The organism is Mesorhizobium sp. B2-8-3 (genome assembly GCF_006440815.1).
Classification (GTDB): domain Bacteria; phylum Pseudomonadota; class Alphaproteobacteria; order Rhizobiales; family Rhizobiaceae; genus Mesorhizobium.
The window spans coordinates 1-16398 of record NZ_VFTW01000035.1; the positions used below are offsets into that span (position 1 = coordinate 1).

A 16398-nucleotide genomic window follows, 5' to 3' on the forward strand; every position below is an offset into this window, starting at 1 on the left:
AGGTGGCATGGGGCATGGCACAGGACCAGATAGGTTCGCGCGAGGCACCCCCCTCTGTCCTGCCGGACATCTCCCCCCTTGCGGGGGAGATGTCCGGCAGGACAGAGGGGGGTGTGAAGGATCGCGGCGCTGGCGTTATTCTCGCCCTAGCCGTCGCGCTTGCCTCGCTCCTCCCCACCCCAGCCTTCGCCCACGCCTCGGACCGTGGCCACGTCCTGCTGCTGCCCACCGGCTACTACATCGCCGGCGGCGCGCTTGCCGTGGCCATCAGCTTCCTCGTCCTGGCGCTGCTGCCGCCCGCCGCCCTCGACAATTTCTGGCGCAAGCGTCTGTCGCTCCTCACCTTCAGCCACCGCCCGCGCGCCATCGTCAGCCTGATTTCCTTTGCCGGCTTCGCACTTCTCATCGCCGCCGGCCTTTTCGGTAGCCGGGACCCGCTCTCAAACCCGCTGCCGCTGGTGGTCTGGACGCTGCTTTGGGCCGGTTTCACGCTGCTGCAGGGCGTGCTCGGCGACCTCTGGGTGTGGCTCAACCCGTGGTACGGGCCTTGGCGCGTCGCCTCTCGCGTCTTCGGCATTCATGCGGGCGACGCAAAGCGGTCACGCCTGCCGTCATGGCTCGGCTACTGGCCGGCCTTCGTGCTGTTCTTTGCCTTCGCTTGGTTCGAGCTGATCGATCCCGCGCCCGACGATCCCGCGCGGCTGGCATACGCCGCCGGCATTTATTGGCTGGTCAGCTTCGTCGCCATGCTCATCGTCGGCTACGACGGCTGGAGCAAACGGGGCGAATTCCTGACCGTCTTCTTCTCCATGGTCGCCCGCTTTGCACCTTTCGAGTATTACGAAGGCCGGCTGAGACTCTGCTGGCCCGGCGCCAAGCTGCTCGCCGCTGAGCCGCTGCCACTAAGCGGCACCGCCTTTCTCCTCCTGGCCCTGTCCTCGGTATCCTTTGACGGCCTGTCGAAAACCTTCTTCTGGCTCGCTCAGTTCGGCATCAACCCGCTGGAATTTCCCGGCCGCACCGCGTTGATCGGCGTCGGCAGCTTTGGCCTCGTCCTGACCTTCATCCTGCTTGCGGCGGCGTTCGCGCTGGCCGTCTTTCTCGGCCAACGCCTCGCCGCCGATGTGCAGTCGTTCGGAAAAGCCGCCGGCCTGCTGGTCTGGTCGATCGTGCCGATCGCGCTTGCCTACCACATCGCGCATTACCTCACCGTGCTGCTGGTTGACGGCCAGTACGCCCTGGTCGCTCTCTCCGATCCCTTCGCGCTCGGCTGGAACCTGTTCGGCACCGCCGACATGATGGTCGAGGCAGGCGTCGTCGCCGGCGCTCAGTCGGCCTGGTGGCTGTGGAATCTTCAGGCAGGCGTCATCATCGCCGGCCATGTGCTGGCCGTGCTCGTCGCGCATGGCCTTGTCTGGCGTCTCCACCCGCAGCCATCGCGAGCCGCGCTCAGCCAGCTCCCGCTCACACTGTTGATGATCGCCTACACGATCTTCGGCCTGTGGTTGCTTGCCACGCCGACCGCCGGATGACACAAGGGCGCGCTCCAATGCCGTTGGGTAAAGCTCGCTTGCCAGGTCAGGGCTTTGGTGATTTAGTTTGTACACATGCAATTTCCCATCCTTCGCAAGAGGATGGTCTAGCCGCCTTATCGCTGGTCAAAACTGAAAAAACAGGGGAACCGACATGGCCGACAAGAACGGATTTTTCGACCTCTCGAAAACCACTCTATCCCGCCGCACCGCGCTGAAGGGCATCGCCGCCGGCGCCGGCCTGGCGCTGGCGCCCGGCTTCGTCCGCTACAGCCAGGCGCAGAGCTCGGCACCGATCAGAATAGGCTTCCAGTCGCACCGCACCGGCATCGGCGCCGCCTATGGCCGCTGGTACGAGAAGACGAGTGCCGCCGCCGTCAAGGCGATCAACGATGCCGGCGGCATCGGCGGCCGCAAGGTCGAGCTGGTCATCGAGGACGACGGCACCGATCCGGCGCGCGGCGCAGAGGTGGTCAACAAGTTCGCCAAGCAGCACAAGACCGACATCGTCTTCGGCACTTTGTTCTCGCATGTCGTGATCGGCTCGGCGCCCGCCGCCGGGGAAAACAAGATCCCCTATTTCGTGGTCAGCGAAGGTCATCACGTCGCTTCCACCAAGCTCAACCGCTACGTCTTCCAGCCCGGCATCACCGACGTGAAAAGCCAGATCCAGTCGATGGCGCCGTGGATCGCCGCCAATGCCGGCAAGAAGGTGACGCAGATCTTCCCCGACTTCGCCTTCGGTTACGATCACCGGGACTATCTGCCGCCGGCGCTGAAGGCGCAGGGCGCCGACGTGATCGCGCAGATCGCCATCCCGCCGACGGAGAGCTCCTTCACGAAATACTTCCCGCAGATCCCGGCCGAGACCGAGGTGATCTATCATGTCATGGTCGGCCCGGCCGTGCTCACCTTCGTCAAGGAGCTTGGCGAGTTCTACGGCTCGCAGCGGCCGCAGCTCTTCGGCTTCATCGATTCGCTCGAGGCCGTCGACATCAACAGCCCTGGCCTCGAATTCCTCGACGGCAGCCATTTCTGGGAGGGCTCGCCGCGTTACGCGCAGGCCGATGACTCGGTCGCGCAGAAGGCCTATCGCGCCGCCGTCGGCATCGACGACAATGGCGCCGCCGTCGGCGACCCCAAGGACGTCTCCACCGCCGCCCACATGTTCGGCTGCTGGGAAACGCTCTATGTCGTCAAGAAGGCGATGGAAGATGCCGGCTACAAGGGACCGGAGGACCGCGCCAAGCTGGTCGAGGCGACCGAGGCGCTGAAGGAATTCGCCGAGGGGCCGGAGCATCCTCAAGGGGCAAAAACCTTCAACGGCAAGATCCACCAGTGCTTCGGCATCCAGAACATCTCCAAGGTCGAAGGCGGCAAGCTCAAGGTCGTGCACAAGACCAAGATCGAGGACGGCCTCTACGAGCCCGAAGGGGACTACACGACGCAGGCGCTTTGAGCTTAGCTGCTCCTGCACACGTGAGCGCCCAGCCCCCCCTCTCTGGCCTGCCGGCCATCTCCCCCTCAAGGGGGGAGATCGGACGTCGCCTTGGGTTTTGCCAATCGCCAAAGTCGTCGACAGGTGGGCGCCGCACGAACTGCCAATCTCCCCCCTTGAGGGGGAGATGCCCGGCAGGGCAGAGGGGGGTGCCTCGCGCATCCGTTGGTGCTTAGCATATGCACTTCGGACCCCATCTCCTCCTCGCCGCCCTCGAAGGCCTCGTCACCTCCGCCGTATTGGCGCTGACGGCGCTCGGCCTTTCGCTGGTGTTCGGCGTCATGCGCGTCGTCAACGTCGCCCATGGCGAGTTCTTCATGCTGGGCGCGGTGCTGGCGTGGGCGGTCTCGACGGCGATCTCGGGCCACCCGGCGATCGGTTTCGTGGCCGCGCTGGTGATCGCGCCCGTGCTGGTCGGGCTGGTTGCGCTCGTCGCCGAACGCCTGGTGCTGCGCCGGCTCAACTACAATCCCGAAGGCACCATCGTCGCCACCATCGGCATGCTCTACATCATCCAGCAACTGGCGTTGACCTTCTATGGCCCCGAGGCGCGACCGGTCGAGCCGCCCTTCAGCTACCGCATCCTTTTGCCGTGGTTCGGCTATTCCGGCTACAAGCTCTCCGTGGTTGCCGCTTCCGCTATCCTGCTGGTGATCACCTGGCTGGTGCTGACGCGAACGAAGATCGGCCTGATCATGCGCGCCACCCAATATGACCGCGAGACGGCGCAGGCCTTCGGCATCCCGGTCGAGCGCGTCTATGCCGGCGTCTTCGCCGTCGGCGCCATGCTGGCGGCGATCGCCGCGGTGCTGATCGTGCCGATCAGCCAGGCGCATTACCTGATGGGGCAGGATCCGCTGCTGCTTTCCTTCATCGTCGTCATCATCGGCGGACTCGGCTCGCTGCGCGGCACCGTGGTCGCCGCCGTCCTGATCGGCCTCTCCGACGGCATCATCTCGATGTTCTTCTCGCCGACGCTCGCCAAGATCATCGCCACGCTGGTGGTCGCCATGGTGCTGGTGTTCCGGCCGCAGGGCCTGTTCGGGACCACGCCGCGATGAGGGATGCTTCGCCGGCAAAGGCCTACGCCCTGCATATCGGCGTCATCGCGCTTCTCTTCGCGCTGAACTTCATCCTGCCGGACTATCACCAGGGCCTGTTCGCCCGCATCATGACGCTGGCCGTCTTCGCCATGGGCTACAATCTGCTCTTCGGCTATGTCGGCCTGCTCAGCCTCGGCCACGCCATGTTCTTCTCGGCCGGCCTCTACGGCGCGGGCTTGACCGTCTATCATCTCGGCTGGGGTGTACCCGAAGCCTTCGTTGCCGGAGTCGTCTGCGGCGCGCTGCTCGCCCTGGTCATCGGCCTGCTGGCGCTGCGCACCTCGGGTGTGGCGTTCATGATCGTCACCATGATGTTCGCCCAGGTCTTCTATCTGCTCATCCTCTATTTCGCCGCCTGGACCGGCGGCGACCAGGGCCTGGTCATCCAGCAGGCATCGCGGGTGTTTTCGATCGGCGGCGCATCCTTCGACCTGACCGATCCGACCATTCGTTACATGAGCGCGCTGGCGCTGTTCGCGGTCGTGCTGCTCATCACCCTTGCCGTCGTCCGCTCCCGCTTCGGCCGCGTGCTGGTCGCCATCCGCGAGAACGAGGAGCGGACAAAGATGCTCGGCTACGACACGGTCGCCAACAAGCTTGCGGTCGTCGTGGCCTCAGGCGCCATCTGCGCGGCGTCGGGCGCCGCCTATGCGCTGCTGTTCGGTTATGTCGGATCGAGCTTCGCCGGCGTCCAATATTCGATCCTGCCGCTGCTCTGGGTGCTGCTGGGGGGTGCCGCGACCACGCTCGGGCCGCTCATCGGCACGCTGTTCATGTATTACGTCACCGACATTACCAGCGGCTTCACCTCCGCCTATCTCCTGATCGTCGGCGTGGCGCTCATCCTGCTCGTCCTGTTTGCTCCGAAGGGCATTATGGGCAGCATCCGCCAGCGCTGGCTGGGGTGGCTGCCATGATGCCGCTGCTGACCACCAAGGGCCTGTCGCGCAATTTCGGCGGTCTTCGCGCCGTCGACGGCGTCGACTTCACGCTGATGCCGGGCGAGATCCGCGCCATCATCGGACCCAACGGCGCCGGCAAGACCACCTTCGTCAGCCTGCTCTCGGGCCGCATCCAGCCGTCGTCGGGCATGATCGTCTTCGACGGTAGCGACATCACCAGCCTGCCGGCCTATGCCAGGGTCCGCCTCGGCGTCGCCTACACCTTTCAGATCACCAGCGTCTTTGCCAACCTCACCGCCTTCGACAATGTCGCGTTGCCGGTGCAGCGCACATTGACGGATGGCCGCTCCAGAGGCGCGGTCAGGGCCGGCGTGATGTCGGCGCTGGAGCGCACCGGCCTGGCCGACCGCGCCGGCACGCTGGCGGGACAGCTCTCCTACGGCCACCAGCGCCTGCTCGAAGTGGCGATGGGACTGTCGCTGAAACCGCGCCTGCTGATCCTCGACGAGCCGACGCAAGGCCTGGCCGACGCCGAGATCGACAATTTCATCACGCTGGTGCGCGAGATCGCCAAGGACGCCACCGTGCTTCTGATCGAGCACAACATGCCGGTGGTCATGCAGCTTGCCGACCGCATCACCGTCTTCAATTCGGGAAAGATCCTCGCCGAAGGCACGCCGGAGCAGATCCGCGCCAACGCCGAGGTGCAGGATGCCTATCTCGGAGCGACCCATGGCTGACACGGGATTGCTCACCATTTCCGGTCTTGACTGCTTCTATGGCGAGGTGCAGGTGCTCTACGGCCTCGACCTCGTGCTCAACAAGGGCGAGGTGCTGTGCCTGTTCGGCCGCAACGGCGCCGGCAAGACGACGACGCTGAAGGCGATCATGGGCCTGGTCCCGGCGGCCGGCGGCTCGATCAAACTGGACGGCAAGGAATTGACCGGGCTCGCCGCGCATGACGTGCCGAAGGCCGGCGTCGCCTATGTGCCGCAGGGCAGGCGATTGTTCGCCGAGATGACGGTGGCGGAAAACATCGAGATCGGCCTGATGGCGCGCGGCAAGGGCAAGCAAACCCGCGAGAGCGTGCTCGATCTCTTCCCGTTGCTCAGGGAACGGCTGAGGCAACGCTCCGGCACGCTCTCCGGCGGCGAGCAGCAGATGCTGGCCATGGCCCGCGCGCTCTGCCTCGAGCCGCAGGTGCTGTTGCTCGACGAACCGACCGAAGGGCTGATGCCGTCCATGATCGCGAAAATTCGCGAGACGGTGGCGAAATTGCGACAGCTAGGCGTCTCCACCATCCTGGTCGAACAGCGGGTCGACGCCGTGCTCTCGGTCGCCGATCGCGTCTCGTTCATCGAGAACGGCCGCAATCGCGAGACGGTCGATGTCGAGGAATTGCGCGCCGATCCGTCGGCGGTGCGGCGGTATGTCGGTGTGGGATAAGCGCTGAATGCGCGTTCGTACCAAGACTATCGGCCGCTGCGCTGCCCCTCATAGCCCTGCCGTTCACGGGGAGAAGATGGCGGCAGCCAGATGAGGGGCAGCGCCGGCGGTGGAAATTGAGTAGCTCAGCTCATCGAAAAAACAAAAACCCGGCGATCAAGAACGTCGGGATCAGCACCGCACCCGACCACGCCATATAGCCGAAGAAGCCGGGCATCTTCACGCCGCGATGCCGGGCGATGGCATAGACCATGAAGTTCGGCGCGTTGCCGATATAGGTGTTGGCGCCCATGAACACCGCGCCGGCCGAGATCGCCGCAAGCGTCGAGGCAGCCTCCGTCATCAAATGCCGGGCGTCGCCGCCGGCGAGCTCGAAGAACACCAGATAGGTCGGCGCGTTGTCGAGGAAGGACGACAGCCCCCCGGTCAGCCAGAAATAGGCAAGGTTGTTAGGCTGGCCATCCGCCGACGTGACCAGCGCGACCAGCGGCGCCAGGGCACCGTCATGGCCGGCTCTCAGGATCGCGATGACCGGCACGATGCAGACGAAAATGCCGGCAAACAATTTCGCCACTTCGGCAATCGGCCCCCAGGTGAAGCCGTTGGCTTCCCTGTGGCTCTTGTACGAGACGCGAAGTGACAGCCACGCCAGCGCTAGGATGATGGCGTCGCGCGCGAGGTTCTGCAGTTCGAGGCTGATGCCCAGGACGGTAAAGCTGACGCCGGGCCTCCACGCGGCCGAAAGCAGGATGGCGCCGATGACGCCGGCCAGCAGCGGCAGGTTGGCCAGGCCGCGCAGACGCACCTTCGTGTCCGGAGTGGGATCCTTGATCTTCGGCATGCCGCCCTCGCGGCGATGCAGGATGATGTCGATCGCCAGGAACACGGCGAGCACGACACCGCCGACGAACAACGTCTCCCGCCACAGATTTGCGGTCGTCCAGAAGAAGTCGACGCCGCGCAGGAAGCCGACGAACAAAGGCGGATCGCCGAGCGGCGTCAGCGAGCCGCCGATGTTGGAAACCAGGAAGATGAAGAAGATCACCACATGGGCGTTGAACGGCCGGTTGTCATTGGCGCGCAGCATCGGCCGGATCAGGATCATCGAAGCGCCGGTCGTGCCGATGACCGAGGCGAGCATCGCGCCGATCAGCAGCAGCCCGGCGTTGACCAGCGGGGTGCCGTGGATGTTGCCGGCAAGCAGGATGCCGCCCGAAATCGTGTAGAGCGCGAACAACAGGATGATGAAGGACAGATATTCGGTAAGCAGCGTGTGCAGCACCGCGTCGCCTGCCGAAGCAAGGCCGAAGGCCACCGCCAGCGGCACGACCGCCAGCACGGCCCAGGCAGCGGCGATCTTGCCGTAGTGATGTTCCCACACATGCGGGAAGAGCAGCGGCCCGGTCGCGATCGACAAGAGCAGGCCGGCAAAGGGCAGGCCCCACCACAGCGACATCGCGGCGCCGGGCAGTTCGTGGATTTCGGCGGCCAGCGCCTGTGCTGGAAACAGCATCGCGATGGCGAGCGCGGTGAAATATGGAAAAAGCTCCCTCATCCGTCGCCGTCGGCGACACCCTCTCCCACAAGGGGAGAAGGGGGAACCCGCAATCCGGCGGCGCATACCGGCGACCTCCTCTCCCCTCGGGGAGAGGTCGGATTGCACCGAATTGCCCTTCGCAATTCGGCGGGCAATCCGGGTGAGGGGGGCCTTCCCCACAGTCCGGTCAGTCCGACAGATGATCGTCGAGCGTCACGCCGGCCTCGCGCATCCGCCCCAGCATCGCCTCGACGGAGCCGTTGAGATCGATGCCGCGGCAGGCGTCGAGCCGCACCGTCGTCTTGAATCCTTGCTTCACCGCGTCGAGGGCGGAGAAGGCGACGCAGAAATCCGTAGCAAGCCCGACAAGCGTGATCGTGTCGATGCTGCGCTCCTTCAGGTAGCCGGCAAGGCCGGTCGGCGTCGTATGGTCGTTCTCGAAGAAGGCCGAGTAGGAGTCGATCGCGGTGCGGAACCCCTTGCGGATCACCAGCTCGGCCTTGGTCCAGGCGAGCCCGGAATGGAAATCGGAACCGAGACTGCCCTGGATGCAATGGTCCGGCCAAAGCGTCTGCGGCCCATAGGGGATCTCCATGGTTTCGAAAGCCTGCTTGCCGGGATGGCTGGAGGCGAAGCTCGAATGGCCGGCGGGGTGCCAGTCCTGAGTCAGGATCACATGCTCGCTGCGCCGGATCAGGTCGTTGACCAAAGGCACGATCTCGTCGCCGCCGGCAACCGCCAGCGCGCCGCCGGGGCAAAAATCATTCTGCAGGTCGATGACGATGAGCGCTTCTTCGGCCATGCGGTTCCCTCTCGTTTCAGCTTGGGGGCTCCAGTCCAAAAGCCGCTGACGCGGCCGGACACGGAACCTTGACCAGATGGCCGGCGGCGTCAACCTCCGGCGCCATAACAATCGCGTTCAGGTGTTCGCGGCGCCAACTCTGGCTTTGACAATTGCCGCCGGCCTGATATCATTTGCATACGAATGAAATTTGACCGGTGCGCATGCCGGCGGGAAGACCCGAAGCAGGCACTTCGGAGGGCCAGGGGAAGGCCCCTTTTCGGGAAGGCCCAATTGTCTGGAAGGCAGAGCGTGATCCGTTACGCGAAACCCACCACGGTCGACGAGGCGCTGGCTTTGCTTGGCGAGGATCGCTGGCGCATTCTGGCCGGCGGCACCGATTTCTATCCGACGCAGGGCGCCAAACCCTTCCGCGACAACATCCTCGACATCAATGGTCTCGCCCAACTGCGCGGCATCGCCGAGGCCGACGATCATTGGCGCATCGGCGCTCGCACCACCTGGACGGACGTTGTCCGCCATCCGCTGCCGACGGCGTTCGACGCGCTGAAGGCCGCCGCGCGCGAGGTCGGCTCGGTCCAAATCCAGAATGTCGCCTCGGTAGCCGGCAATCTCTGCAATGCCTCGCCTGCGGCCGACGGCGTGCCGGCATTGCTGGCGCTCGAAGCCGACGTCGAACTGCGCTCGGCCACAGCCGTCCGCCATCTTCCGCTCGGTGACTTCATCCTCGGCAATCGCCGCACCGCCCTGCAGCCGGGCGAGATGGTCACCGCCATTCGTGTGCCGAAGCGCTCCGCCGTCGGCGCCTCGGCTTTCGTCAAGCTCGGCGCCCGGCGCTACCTCGTCATCTCGATCGCCATGGCGGCAGCCCGGCTCGTGGTCGAGAATGGCGTCGTCGCCGATGCGGCGATCGCCGTCGGCTCCTGCTCGGCCGTTGCCCGTCGTCTCGCCGGCGTCGAGGCGGCGTTGCGCGGGCAGCCTGTCACTTCTGCCCTTGCGGACACGGTGCTGTCCGCGCCGATCGATGAACTGTCGCCGATCGCCGATGTGCGCGGCAGCGCCGAGTATCGGCAGGACGCGGCGCGCGAGATCGTCGTCCGCGCGGTGCGCGCCGCGATCGGTTCCGGTGAAGGCAAGGTGGCCGCATGAGCATGACCCAGCCTGGCATGGCCCAGTCCGGCATGGAACGCGCCGAGATTGCCTTCGAGGTCAACGGCGCGGCTGTCAGCGTATCCGTGCCGCCGGTCAGGCGGCTGTCGCAGGTCTTGCGCGACGAGTTGCGGCTGACCGGCACCAAGGTCGGCTGCGATGCCGGCGATTGCGGCGCCTGCACCGTGCTGGTCGACGGCAATCCGGTTTGCGCCTGCCTGATGCCGGCGGCCTCCGTGGTCGGTGCTTCCGTCACCACCGTCGAAGGCCTTGCCAATGGCCGGCTGTCCGCCTTGCAGGCCTCGTTCCTCGAACACGGCGCCGCGCAATGCGGCATTTGCACGCCCGGCCTGATGGTCGCGGCCACCGCGCTTTTGGAACGCAACCCCACGCCAAGCGAGACCGAGACGCAGGATGCGCTGGGCGGCGTGCTCTGCCGCTGCACCGGCTACAGGAAGATCGTCGCGGCGGTGATGGGCGCCTCGCGGCATATGAACGGGATCGATCTTCGCCTCCCGGAAGTGGGCCACGCCGTCGGCGCCTCTCCCATCCGCCTCGACGGCGTGCCGAAAGTCACGGGCGACGAGATGTTCGGTGGAGACTCCTTTCCGGCCGACGCATTGTCGGTGCTTGTGGTGCGCTCGCCGCACTATCATGCCCGCTTCAGCTTCGGCGATCTCGATGCCTGGACGAAAGCGCATCCCGGCATTGCCGGCGTCTTCACGGCGGCCGACATCCCGGGCCACAACTGCTTCGGCGCCATCGGTCCCTTCGCCGACCAGCCCGCGTTGGCCGAGGGTTTTGTCCGTCTGCGCGGCGAGGCGGTGGCGCTGGTGGCGGGCGAGCGCGAGGCGATCCTCGATCTCGACCTGACGGATTTTCCGATCGGATGGACGGAACTGCCGCATATGCTGCAGCCCGCCGAGGCGAAGGCCGAGGGTGCCGCGCTGATCCACGGCCACCGGCCGGCGAACCTGCTCACCTCCGGCCTGGTCGAACGCGGCGATCCTGAGGGAGCGCTGGCAGCTTCCGCTGCCACCGTGTCGGGCGCCATCGAGACCTCTTTTGTCGAGCACGCCTATATCGAGCCGGAAGCCGGCTATGCTTATGTGGACGGCGACACGCTGGTCGTCGTTGCTTGTACCCAGGCGCCCTATATGGACCGCGACGAGACGGCCAAGGTGCTGGGCCTAGCCGTCGACAAGGTGCGCATCGTGCCGACCGCTACAGGCGGCGGCTTCGGCTCGAAACTCGATGTCTCGCTGCAGCCTCTCATCGGCCTTGTGGCGATGAAGACGGGACGGCCGGCCGCACTTGCCTACACGCGCAACGAATCGATGATGTCGACCACCAAGCGTCATCCGGCCGAGATGAAGGCGACCATCGGCGCCGATGCCGAAGGCCGCGTCACCGGCATGGTCTTCGAGGGCGATTTCAACACCGGCGCCTATGCCAGCTGGGGGCCGACGGTCGCCAACCGCGTGCCGGTGCATGCCTCCGGCCCCTATCTCACGCCGAACTACCGGGCGGCCGGCTATGCCATCCACACCAACGGCCCGATCGCGGGGGCCTTCCGCGGCTTTGGCGTTCCCCAGTCGACGATCATGCAGGAGACGCTCTATGACGAGCTTGCCGGCAAGCTGGGCATCGATCGGCTGGACTTCCGGCTAAGGAATTGCCTGCGTGACGGCTGCGAGACGGTCACCGGCCAGCGCCTCGAGTCGGGCGTCGGCATCGGCGAATGCCTGGAGCAGCTTCAGCCGCATTGGGCGCGCGCGCTGGCGGACGCGGAGGCGTTCAATGCGATCCATAGCGCAAGCAAGCGCGGCGTCGGCGTCGCCTCCTGCTGGTACGGCTGCGGCAACACTTCGCTGCCCAATCCCTCGACCATCAAGGTCGGCATCTCGGCCTCCGGCGACGTCGTCCTGCACCAAGGCGCGGTCGATATCGGCCAAGGCTCCAACACGGTCATCACGCAGATCTGCGCCGACGCGCTCGGCCTGCCGCTGGGCAGGTTCAAGCTGAAGAGCGCCGATACCGGGATCACGCCCGACGCCGGCAAGACATCGGCTTCGCGCCAGACTTTCGTGACCGGCAAGGCGGCGGAGAAGGCAGGCCGCGCATTGCGCGAGAAAATCCTGCGCTTCGCCAATGTCTCCGGCCAGGCGACGATCGCGCTCGACGATGCCAGCATCTCAATTCGCGAAGGCGATGCCGCGCGGCGCATCGACCTCGCAGCACTCAAGGCCGATGCCGACGGCCTGGTGTTCGTCGCCGAGGAAACCTACGACCCGCCGACGCTGCCGCTCGACGCCAAGGGCCAGGGCAAGCCCTACGCCGTCTATGGCTATGGCGCGCAGATCGCCGAGCTCGAGGTCGACCTCAAGCTCGGCACGGTGAAGCTGATCAGGATCACCGCCGCGCACGACGTCGGCAAGGCGATCAACCCGGTGCTGGTCGAAGGCCAGATCGAGGGCGGCATCGCGCAGGGCATCGGCATGGCGCTGATGGAGGAATACATCCCCGGACGCACCGAGAACCTGCACGACTACCTCATCCCTACCATCGGCGACGTGCCGCCGGTCGAGCACATATTGGTCGAGGTTCCGGATCCGGAGGGACCCTTCGGCGCCAAGGGCCTTGGCGAGCATGTGCTGATCCCGACCGCGCCGGCGATCCTCAACGCCATCCGCCATGCCACCGGCGTCCTGGTCACCAAGGTGCCGGCGACGCCGAGCCGCATCCTTGCGGCGATCCGCGAGAAGGAGGCGCGCCGATGAGCGAGCTTGCCGAACGTTTCGAAACCCACGATCCCGGCGAGAAACAGGTGGCGGAGAAGATTCGCTGCGATGCCTGTCCCGTCATGTGCTACATCGCCGATGGCCGCACCGGCGCCTGCGACCGCTACGGCAATGTCGGCGGCCGCATCGTGCGCATGGACCCGCTGACCATTCTCGACCACGCGGCCGAAACCGGCGGCGCGGTCGTGCCGTTCGTCGCCGAGGGCGATGCCTGGAACGGCGAGCTGGTCAACACCGGCCATCGCTTCGTCACCGCGATCGGCGCCGGCACCACCTATCCGGACTACAAGCCGGCGCCCTTCATCGTCAGCCAGGAGGTCGAGGGCGTCGATCTCGTCACCGTCGTCACCGAAGGCATCTTCTCCTATTGCGGCGTCAAGGTGAAGATCGACACCGACCGCCACATCGGCGACGAGGCGGCAACGGTGCGCTCGGAAGGCGAGGCGATCGGCCATGTCACCACCGGCGAATACGGCTCGCAGATGCTGTCGCTTGGCGGCGTGCATCACCTTACCGGCGGCTCCAAGGCTGAAGGGCGCGCTACTTGCGATGCGCTGCTCGACCTCTGCAACAGGAAACCGGTCGAGCTCAGCATTGACGGCGGCGCGACGGTGATCGTCGAAGCCGGCAAACCGCCGGTCATCGACGGCAAGGTCGAGCACCGCATGCGCGTCGGCTGCGGCTCGGCCACCATCGGCATGTTCGCCACGCAATGGCGCGGGTTGGTCGACGAAGTGGTGGTGGTCGACGACCACATCACCGGCGTCGTCTCCGAGCATCAGGCCGGCAAGGTGCTGGGCTGGGAGGACACCGGCATCAAGATCATCGGCCGCCGCTCGACGCCCGGCCGCTACTTCAAGGTGTCCGAGCCCGGGCTCGGCTGGGGCGGCACCACGATTTCAGACCCACTATCGATCCTCGGCGACTGGAATGCCAAGAAAGGCGCGCGTCCGGGCCTGTCGCTGCTGATGGTGTCGACCACCGGCGAGCAATTCGCCTATTACGAGCTCGACGACGAACTGAAGCCGGTCGAAAAGCCGTTCCCGGAACGGCTGCAAAAGTCCGTCGGCCTGATCGAGGACAATTGCGAACCGGCTTTGTGCACGGTTCTCTTCATCGGCGGCGCCGGCGGCTCGCTGCGCGCCGGCGTCACCGAGAACCCGGTCAACCTGACCCGCTCGGTGCAGGGCCTGAAGACCTATGTGACCGTCGGCGGCGCGCCCGTCTATGTCTGGCCGGGCGGCGGCATCACGCTGATGGTCGACGTCACCCGCGTGCCGGAAGGCGCCTTCGGCTATGTGCCGACGCCGGCGCTGGTGGCGCCGATCGAGTTCACCATGCGCCGCGACGACTATGTCAGGCTCGGCGGCTACGAAAACGAGATCCGCAGCGTCGAGGACATCCTCGCCAAGGGCGGCGAATACCTCAACCCGCGCAACAACACCGGCGCGCCGGCCGGCAATCCCTGGCCGCCGCTGGCGCAGCTGCGGCGTTCAGCGGCGAATGGTGCCGGCTGATGAACGGCCCGCAGGCGCATTGGCTTGCCGACGGCAGGCGGCTCCATCTCAACCATGGGCCGATCGACCTGGTCGTCGAGGCCTTTGGCGAAGCGGATGAACGCCGCGCCGCTTACGAACAGGCAGTCGCCCGCTTTCAGACGATCCTGATCGAGGTGGTCGAAGAGCTGCCCGAATTGCGGCTTCCTGCATTCTTCCTGGCGCCCCGCAGTTTTGCCGGCCCTACGGCGCGCCGCATGGAAGCAGCCGTCACGTCATTGGCGGAATGCTTCATCACCCCGATGGCCGCCGTTGCCGGTTCGGTAGCCGACGAAATTCTTGGCTCAATGCTCGCCGGCCGCCGGCTCGATCGCGCTTACGTCAACAATGGCGGCGATTGCGCCCTCCATCTCGGCAGAAGCCAGTCGATGACGGTGGCCATCGCCGGCACCGGGAGTGGCATGGCCGATCGCGTCACCATTCGCGCTCAGGACGGCGTGCGCGGCGTTGCCACCAGCGGCTGGCGCGGCCGCTCGTTTTCATTCGGGATCGCCGACGCCGTTACCGTTCTCGCCCCGACCGGCGCCGAGGCCGACGCGGCGGCGACGTTGATTGCCAACGCCGTCGATCTTCCCGGTCACCCTGCCATCGTCCGCGCCGCGGCGCGCGACCTGGCCCCGGACAGCGATCTCGGTGAGATGCTGGTGACACAAAGCGTCGGCGCGCTCGCGCCCGCCGAGGTTGCGCGCGCGCTGGACAACGGCCTTGCCGTCGCCGAAGATTTTCGCCGGCGCGGCCTGATCGCCGCATCGGCGCTGTTTTTGGCGGGCGAGGCCCGCATCAGTGGTTCGGTGGCGCTCGCCGCGCCCAACAAACATAAAGCGAAGGAAACTGCCCATGCCTGACTTTCCGATCCGCAAGGTCGCGGTTCTGACCGAGGAGATTTTTCACGATGGCGGCCCGGTGGCGAAAGAGCCCCGCCTTCGCGCGGCGGCTCTCGCCGTGGTCAAGAACCCCTTCGCCGGCCGCTATGTCGAGGACCTGCAAGGCGCGATGGAAGACCTGAAGCCGCTCGGGCTGCTGCTCTCCGACAGGCTGATCGCGGCGCTCGGCGGCGACGTGAAGAAGATCGACGGCTACGGAAAGGGCGCCATCGTCGGCGCGGCCGGCGAATTGGAGCACGGTGCGCTGTGGCACGTGCCCGGCGGCTACGCCATGCGCGAGCGATTGGGCGACGCCAAGGCCATCGTGCCGTCGGCCAAGAAGGTCGGCGCCTTCGGCTCGCGGCTCGACGTGCCGCTCGGCCATATCAACGCCGCCTATGTGCGCAGCCATTTCGATGCGATGGAAGTCGGCATCAGCGACGGCCCGCGTCCCGACGAGATCCTGTTTTGCCTCGCCATGACCTGCGGTCCGCGCGTCCACAACCGCATGGGTGGCCTGGCGGCGCAGGACATCAAGGCATGGGACGGTTTGAGATGAGCGGCGAGGACAATCTGCTGCGGCTGGTCGAGGCCGAAGACGGCGACGAGAACAACTACCATCTGCAGGATCAGGTCGGATTCATCCTGCGCAAGGCGCATCAGCGCCACGTCGCGCTCTTCGCCTCGCATATCGGCGACCTGACGCCGCCGCAGTTCGCGGCTCTCGCCAAGCTCTACGACATCGGCGAGACTTCGCAGAACCAGTTGGGAACGCTGATCGCCATGGACGCCGCCACCGTGAAAGGCGTCATCGATCGGCTGAAGGCGCGGGGACTGGTCGAGGTTTCCAAGCACGAGGTCGACAAAAGGCGGCTGCTGGTCAATTTGACGCCGCAAGGCCGCGAGGCGATCGAGCGGCTGATCCCGCTTGCCCGCACGATTACAGAGGAAACGCTGGCGCCGCTGACGGCCAAGGAGGCGGCGACCTTTTTGCGGCTGCTGGCGAAACTGGCGTGAAGGGTTGCTTTCGACGCTGGAGGGACAGCACCCCCCTCTGGCCTGCCGGCCATCTCCCCCGCAAGGGGGGAGATTAGCAGTTCGAACGCCGGCGCTCGTCCTGCAGCGTTGGCGATTGGCGAAAGCGAAGGTGACGGCCGATCTCCCCCCTTGCGGGGGAGATGCCCGGCAGGGCAGAGGGGGGGTTGGCGG

The 16398-nt window shown here is 66.0% G+C and carries 14 protein-coding genes; 12 read left to right on the forward strand and 2 right to left on the reverse strand.

Translation table 11 applies throughout. The annotated features are described in order from the left end of the window. Positions 1-2: 2 nt before the first annotated feature. The 6 genes from FJ418_RS29485 (at position 3) to FJ418_RS29515 (ending at position 6481) form a co-directional block, all read left to right on the forward strand. Positions 3-1532: a hypothetical protein gene (locus FJ418_RS29485; RefSeq protein WP_348643135.1), complete on the forward strand. Its 1530-nt coding sequence runs from the start codon at positions 3-5 to the stop codon at positions 1530-1532. Positions 1533-1686: 154 nt separating this feature from the next. Beyond that, positions 1687-2991 carry an ABC transporter substrate-binding protein gene (locus tag FJ418_RS29490; RefSeq protein ID WP_140871701.1) on the forward strand — a complete coding sequence of 435 codons (1305 nt, stop codon included), beginning with the start codon at positions 1687-1689 and terminating at the stop codon, positions 2989-2991. A gap of 218 nt (positions 2992-3209) precedes the next feature. Next, positions 3210-4091, forward strand: coding sequence for a branched-chain amino acid ABC transporter permease (locus tag FJ418_RS29500; RefSeq protein WP_140646780.1), 882 nt, complete (start codon positions 3210-3212; stop codon positions 4089-4091). Further along, positions 4088-5050, forward strand: coding sequence for a branched-chain amino acid ABC transporter permease (locus FJ418_RS29505; RefSeq protein WP_140871703.1), 963 nt, complete (start codon positions 4088-4090; stop codon positions 5048-5050). The genes FJ418_RS29500 and FJ418_RS29505 overlap by 4 nt, the downstream gene beginning before the upstream one ends. Beyond that, positions 5047-5775: an ABC transporter ATP-binding protein gene (locus FJ418_RS29510; RefSeq protein ID WP_140871705.1), complete on the forward strand. Its 729-nt coding sequence runs from the start codon at positions 5047-5049 to the stop codon at positions 5773-5775. Before FJ418_RS29505 ends, FJ418_RS29510 begins: the two co-directional genes overlap by 4 nt. Next, positions 5768-6481, forward strand: coding sequence for an ABC transporter ATP-binding protein (locus FJ418_RS29515; RefSeq protein ID WP_181167142.1), 714 nt, complete (start codon positions 5768-5770; stop codon positions 6479-6481). Before FJ418_RS29510 ends, FJ418_RS29515 begins: the two co-directional genes overlap by 8 nt. A 130-nt stretch (positions 6482-6611) precedes the next feature. Here the strand turns inward: FJ418_RS29515 and FJ418_RS29520 are convergent, their stop codons facing one another. Both FJ418_RS29520 and pncA read right to left on the reverse strand, forming a co-directional pair. Further along, positions 6612-8036, reverse strand: coding sequence for a sodium:proton antiporter (locus FJ418_RS29520; RefSeq protein ID WP_140871709.1), 1425 nt, complete (start codon positions 8034-8036; stop codon positions 6612-6614). A gap of 169 nt (positions 8037-8205) precedes the next feature. Further along, complete coding sequence (gene pncA, locus FJ418_RS29525) at positions 8206-8820, reverse strand: bifunctional nicotinamidase/pyrazinamidase (RefSeq protein WP_140871711.1); 615 nt, start codon at positions 8818-8820, stop codon at positions 8206-8208. A gap of 291 nt (positions 8821-9111) precedes the next feature. Here pncA and FJ418_RS29530 point away from each other — a divergent pair, with 291 nt between their 5' ends. From FJ418_RS29530 to FJ418_RS29555, 6 genes are read left to right on the forward strand one after another with little or no spacing between them, the layout of a single operon-like run. Then, complete coding sequence (locus FJ418_RS29530) at positions 9112-9969, forward strand: xanthine dehydrogenase family protein subunit M (RefSeq protein WP_140871713.1); 858 nt, start codon at positions 9112-9114, stop codon at positions 9967-9969. Continuing rightward, positions 9966-12749 carry a molybdopterin-dependent oxidoreductase gene (locus tag FJ418_RS29535; RefSeq protein WP_140871715.1) on the forward strand — a complete coding sequence of 928 codons (2784 nt, stop codon included), beginning with the start codon at positions 9966-9968 and terminating at the stop codon, positions 12747-12749. The genes FJ418_RS29530 and FJ418_RS29535 overlap by 4 nt, the downstream gene beginning before the upstream one ends. Then, positions 12746-14287 (forward strand): 6-hydroxynicotinate reductase, encoded by a 1542-nt coding sequence (locus tag FJ418_RS29540; RefSeq protein ID WP_140871717.1) that lies wholly within the window; start codon positions 12746-12748, stop codon positions 14285-14287. The genes FJ418_RS29535 and FJ418_RS29540 overlap by 4 nt, the downstream gene beginning before the upstream one ends. Continuing rightward, positions 14287-15171 carry a UPF0280 family protein gene (locus FJ418_RS29545; RefSeq protein ID WP_140871719.1) on the forward strand — a complete coding sequence of 295 codons (885 nt, stop codon included), beginning with the start codon at positions 14287-14289 and terminating at the stop codon, positions 15169-15171. The genes FJ418_RS29540 and FJ418_RS29545 overlap by 1 nt, the downstream gene beginning before the upstream one ends. Continuing rightward, positions 15164-15748 carry an amino acid synthesis family protein gene (locus FJ418_RS29550; protein ID WP_140785197.1) on the forward strand — a complete coding sequence of 195 codons (585 nt, stop codon included), beginning with the start codon at positions 15164-15166 and terminating at the stop codon, positions 15746-15748. The genes FJ418_RS29545 and FJ418_RS29550 overlap by 8 nt, the downstream gene beginning before the upstream one ends. Beyond that, positions 15745-16206, forward strand: a complete 462-nt coding sequence (locus FJ418_RS29555; RefSeq protein WP_140871755.1) for a MarR family transcriptional regulator — start codon at positions 15745-15747, stop codon at positions 16204-16206. The genes FJ418_RS29550 and FJ418_RS29555 overlap by 4 nt, the downstream gene beginning before the upstream one ends. The last annotated feature ends 192 nt before the right edge of the window (positions 16207-16398 follow it).

What these genes read in the sequence shown, in the direction of transcription:
- FJ418_RS29490 (WP_140871701.1), top strand. Translation starts at nt 1,687, where the DNA reads ATGGCCGACAAGAACGGATTTTTCGACCTCTCGAAAACCACTCTATCC.
- FJ418_RS29500 (WP_140646780.1), top strand. Translation starts at nt 3,210, where the DNA reads ATGCACTTCGGACCCCATCTCCTCCTCGCCGCCCTCGAAGGCCTCGTC.
- FJ418_RS29505 (WP_140871703.1), top strand. Translation starts at nt 4,088, where the DNA reads ATGAGGGATGCTTCGCCGGCAAAGGCCTACGCCCTGCATATCGGCGTC.
- FJ418_RS29510 (WP_140871705.1), top strand. Translation starts at nt 5,047, where the DNA reads ATGATGCCGCTGCTGACCACCAAGGGCCTGTCGCGCAATTTCGGCGGT.
- FJ418_RS29515 (WP_181167142.1), top strand. Translation starts at nt 5,768, where the DNA reads ATGGCTGACACGGGATTGCTCACCATTTCCGGTCTTGACTGCTTCTAT.
- FJ418_RS29520 (WP_140871709.1), bottom strand. Translation starts at nt 8,036, where the DNA reads ATGAGGGAGCTTTTTCCATATTTCACCGCGCTCGCCATCGCGATGCTG.
- pncA (WP_140871711.1), bottom strand. Translation starts at nt 8,820, where the DNA reads ATGGCCGAAGAAGCGCTCATCGTCATCGACCTGCAGAATGATTTTTGC.
- FJ418_RS29535 (WP_140871715.1), top strand. Translation starts at nt 9,966, where the DNA reads ATGAGCATGACCCAGCCTGGCATGGCCCAGTCCGGCATGGAACGCGCC.
- FJ418_RS29540 (WP_140871717.1), top strand. Translation starts at nt 12,746, where the DNA reads ATGAGCGAGCTTGCCGAACGTTTCGAAACCCACGATCCCGGCGAGAAA.
- FJ418_RS29545 (WP_140871719.1), top strand. Translation starts at nt 14,287, where the DNA reads ATGAACGGCCCGCAGGCGCATTGGCTTGCCGACGGCAGGCGGCTCCAT.
- FJ418_RS29550 (WP_140785197.1), top strand. Translation starts at nt 15,164, where the DNA reads ATGCCTGACTTTCCGATCCGCAAGGTCGCGGTTCTGACCGAGGAGATT.
- FJ418_RS29555 (WP_140871755.1), top strand. Translation starts at nt 15,745, where the DNA reads ATGAGCGGCGAGGACAATCTGCTGCGGCTGGTCGAGGCCGAAGACGGC.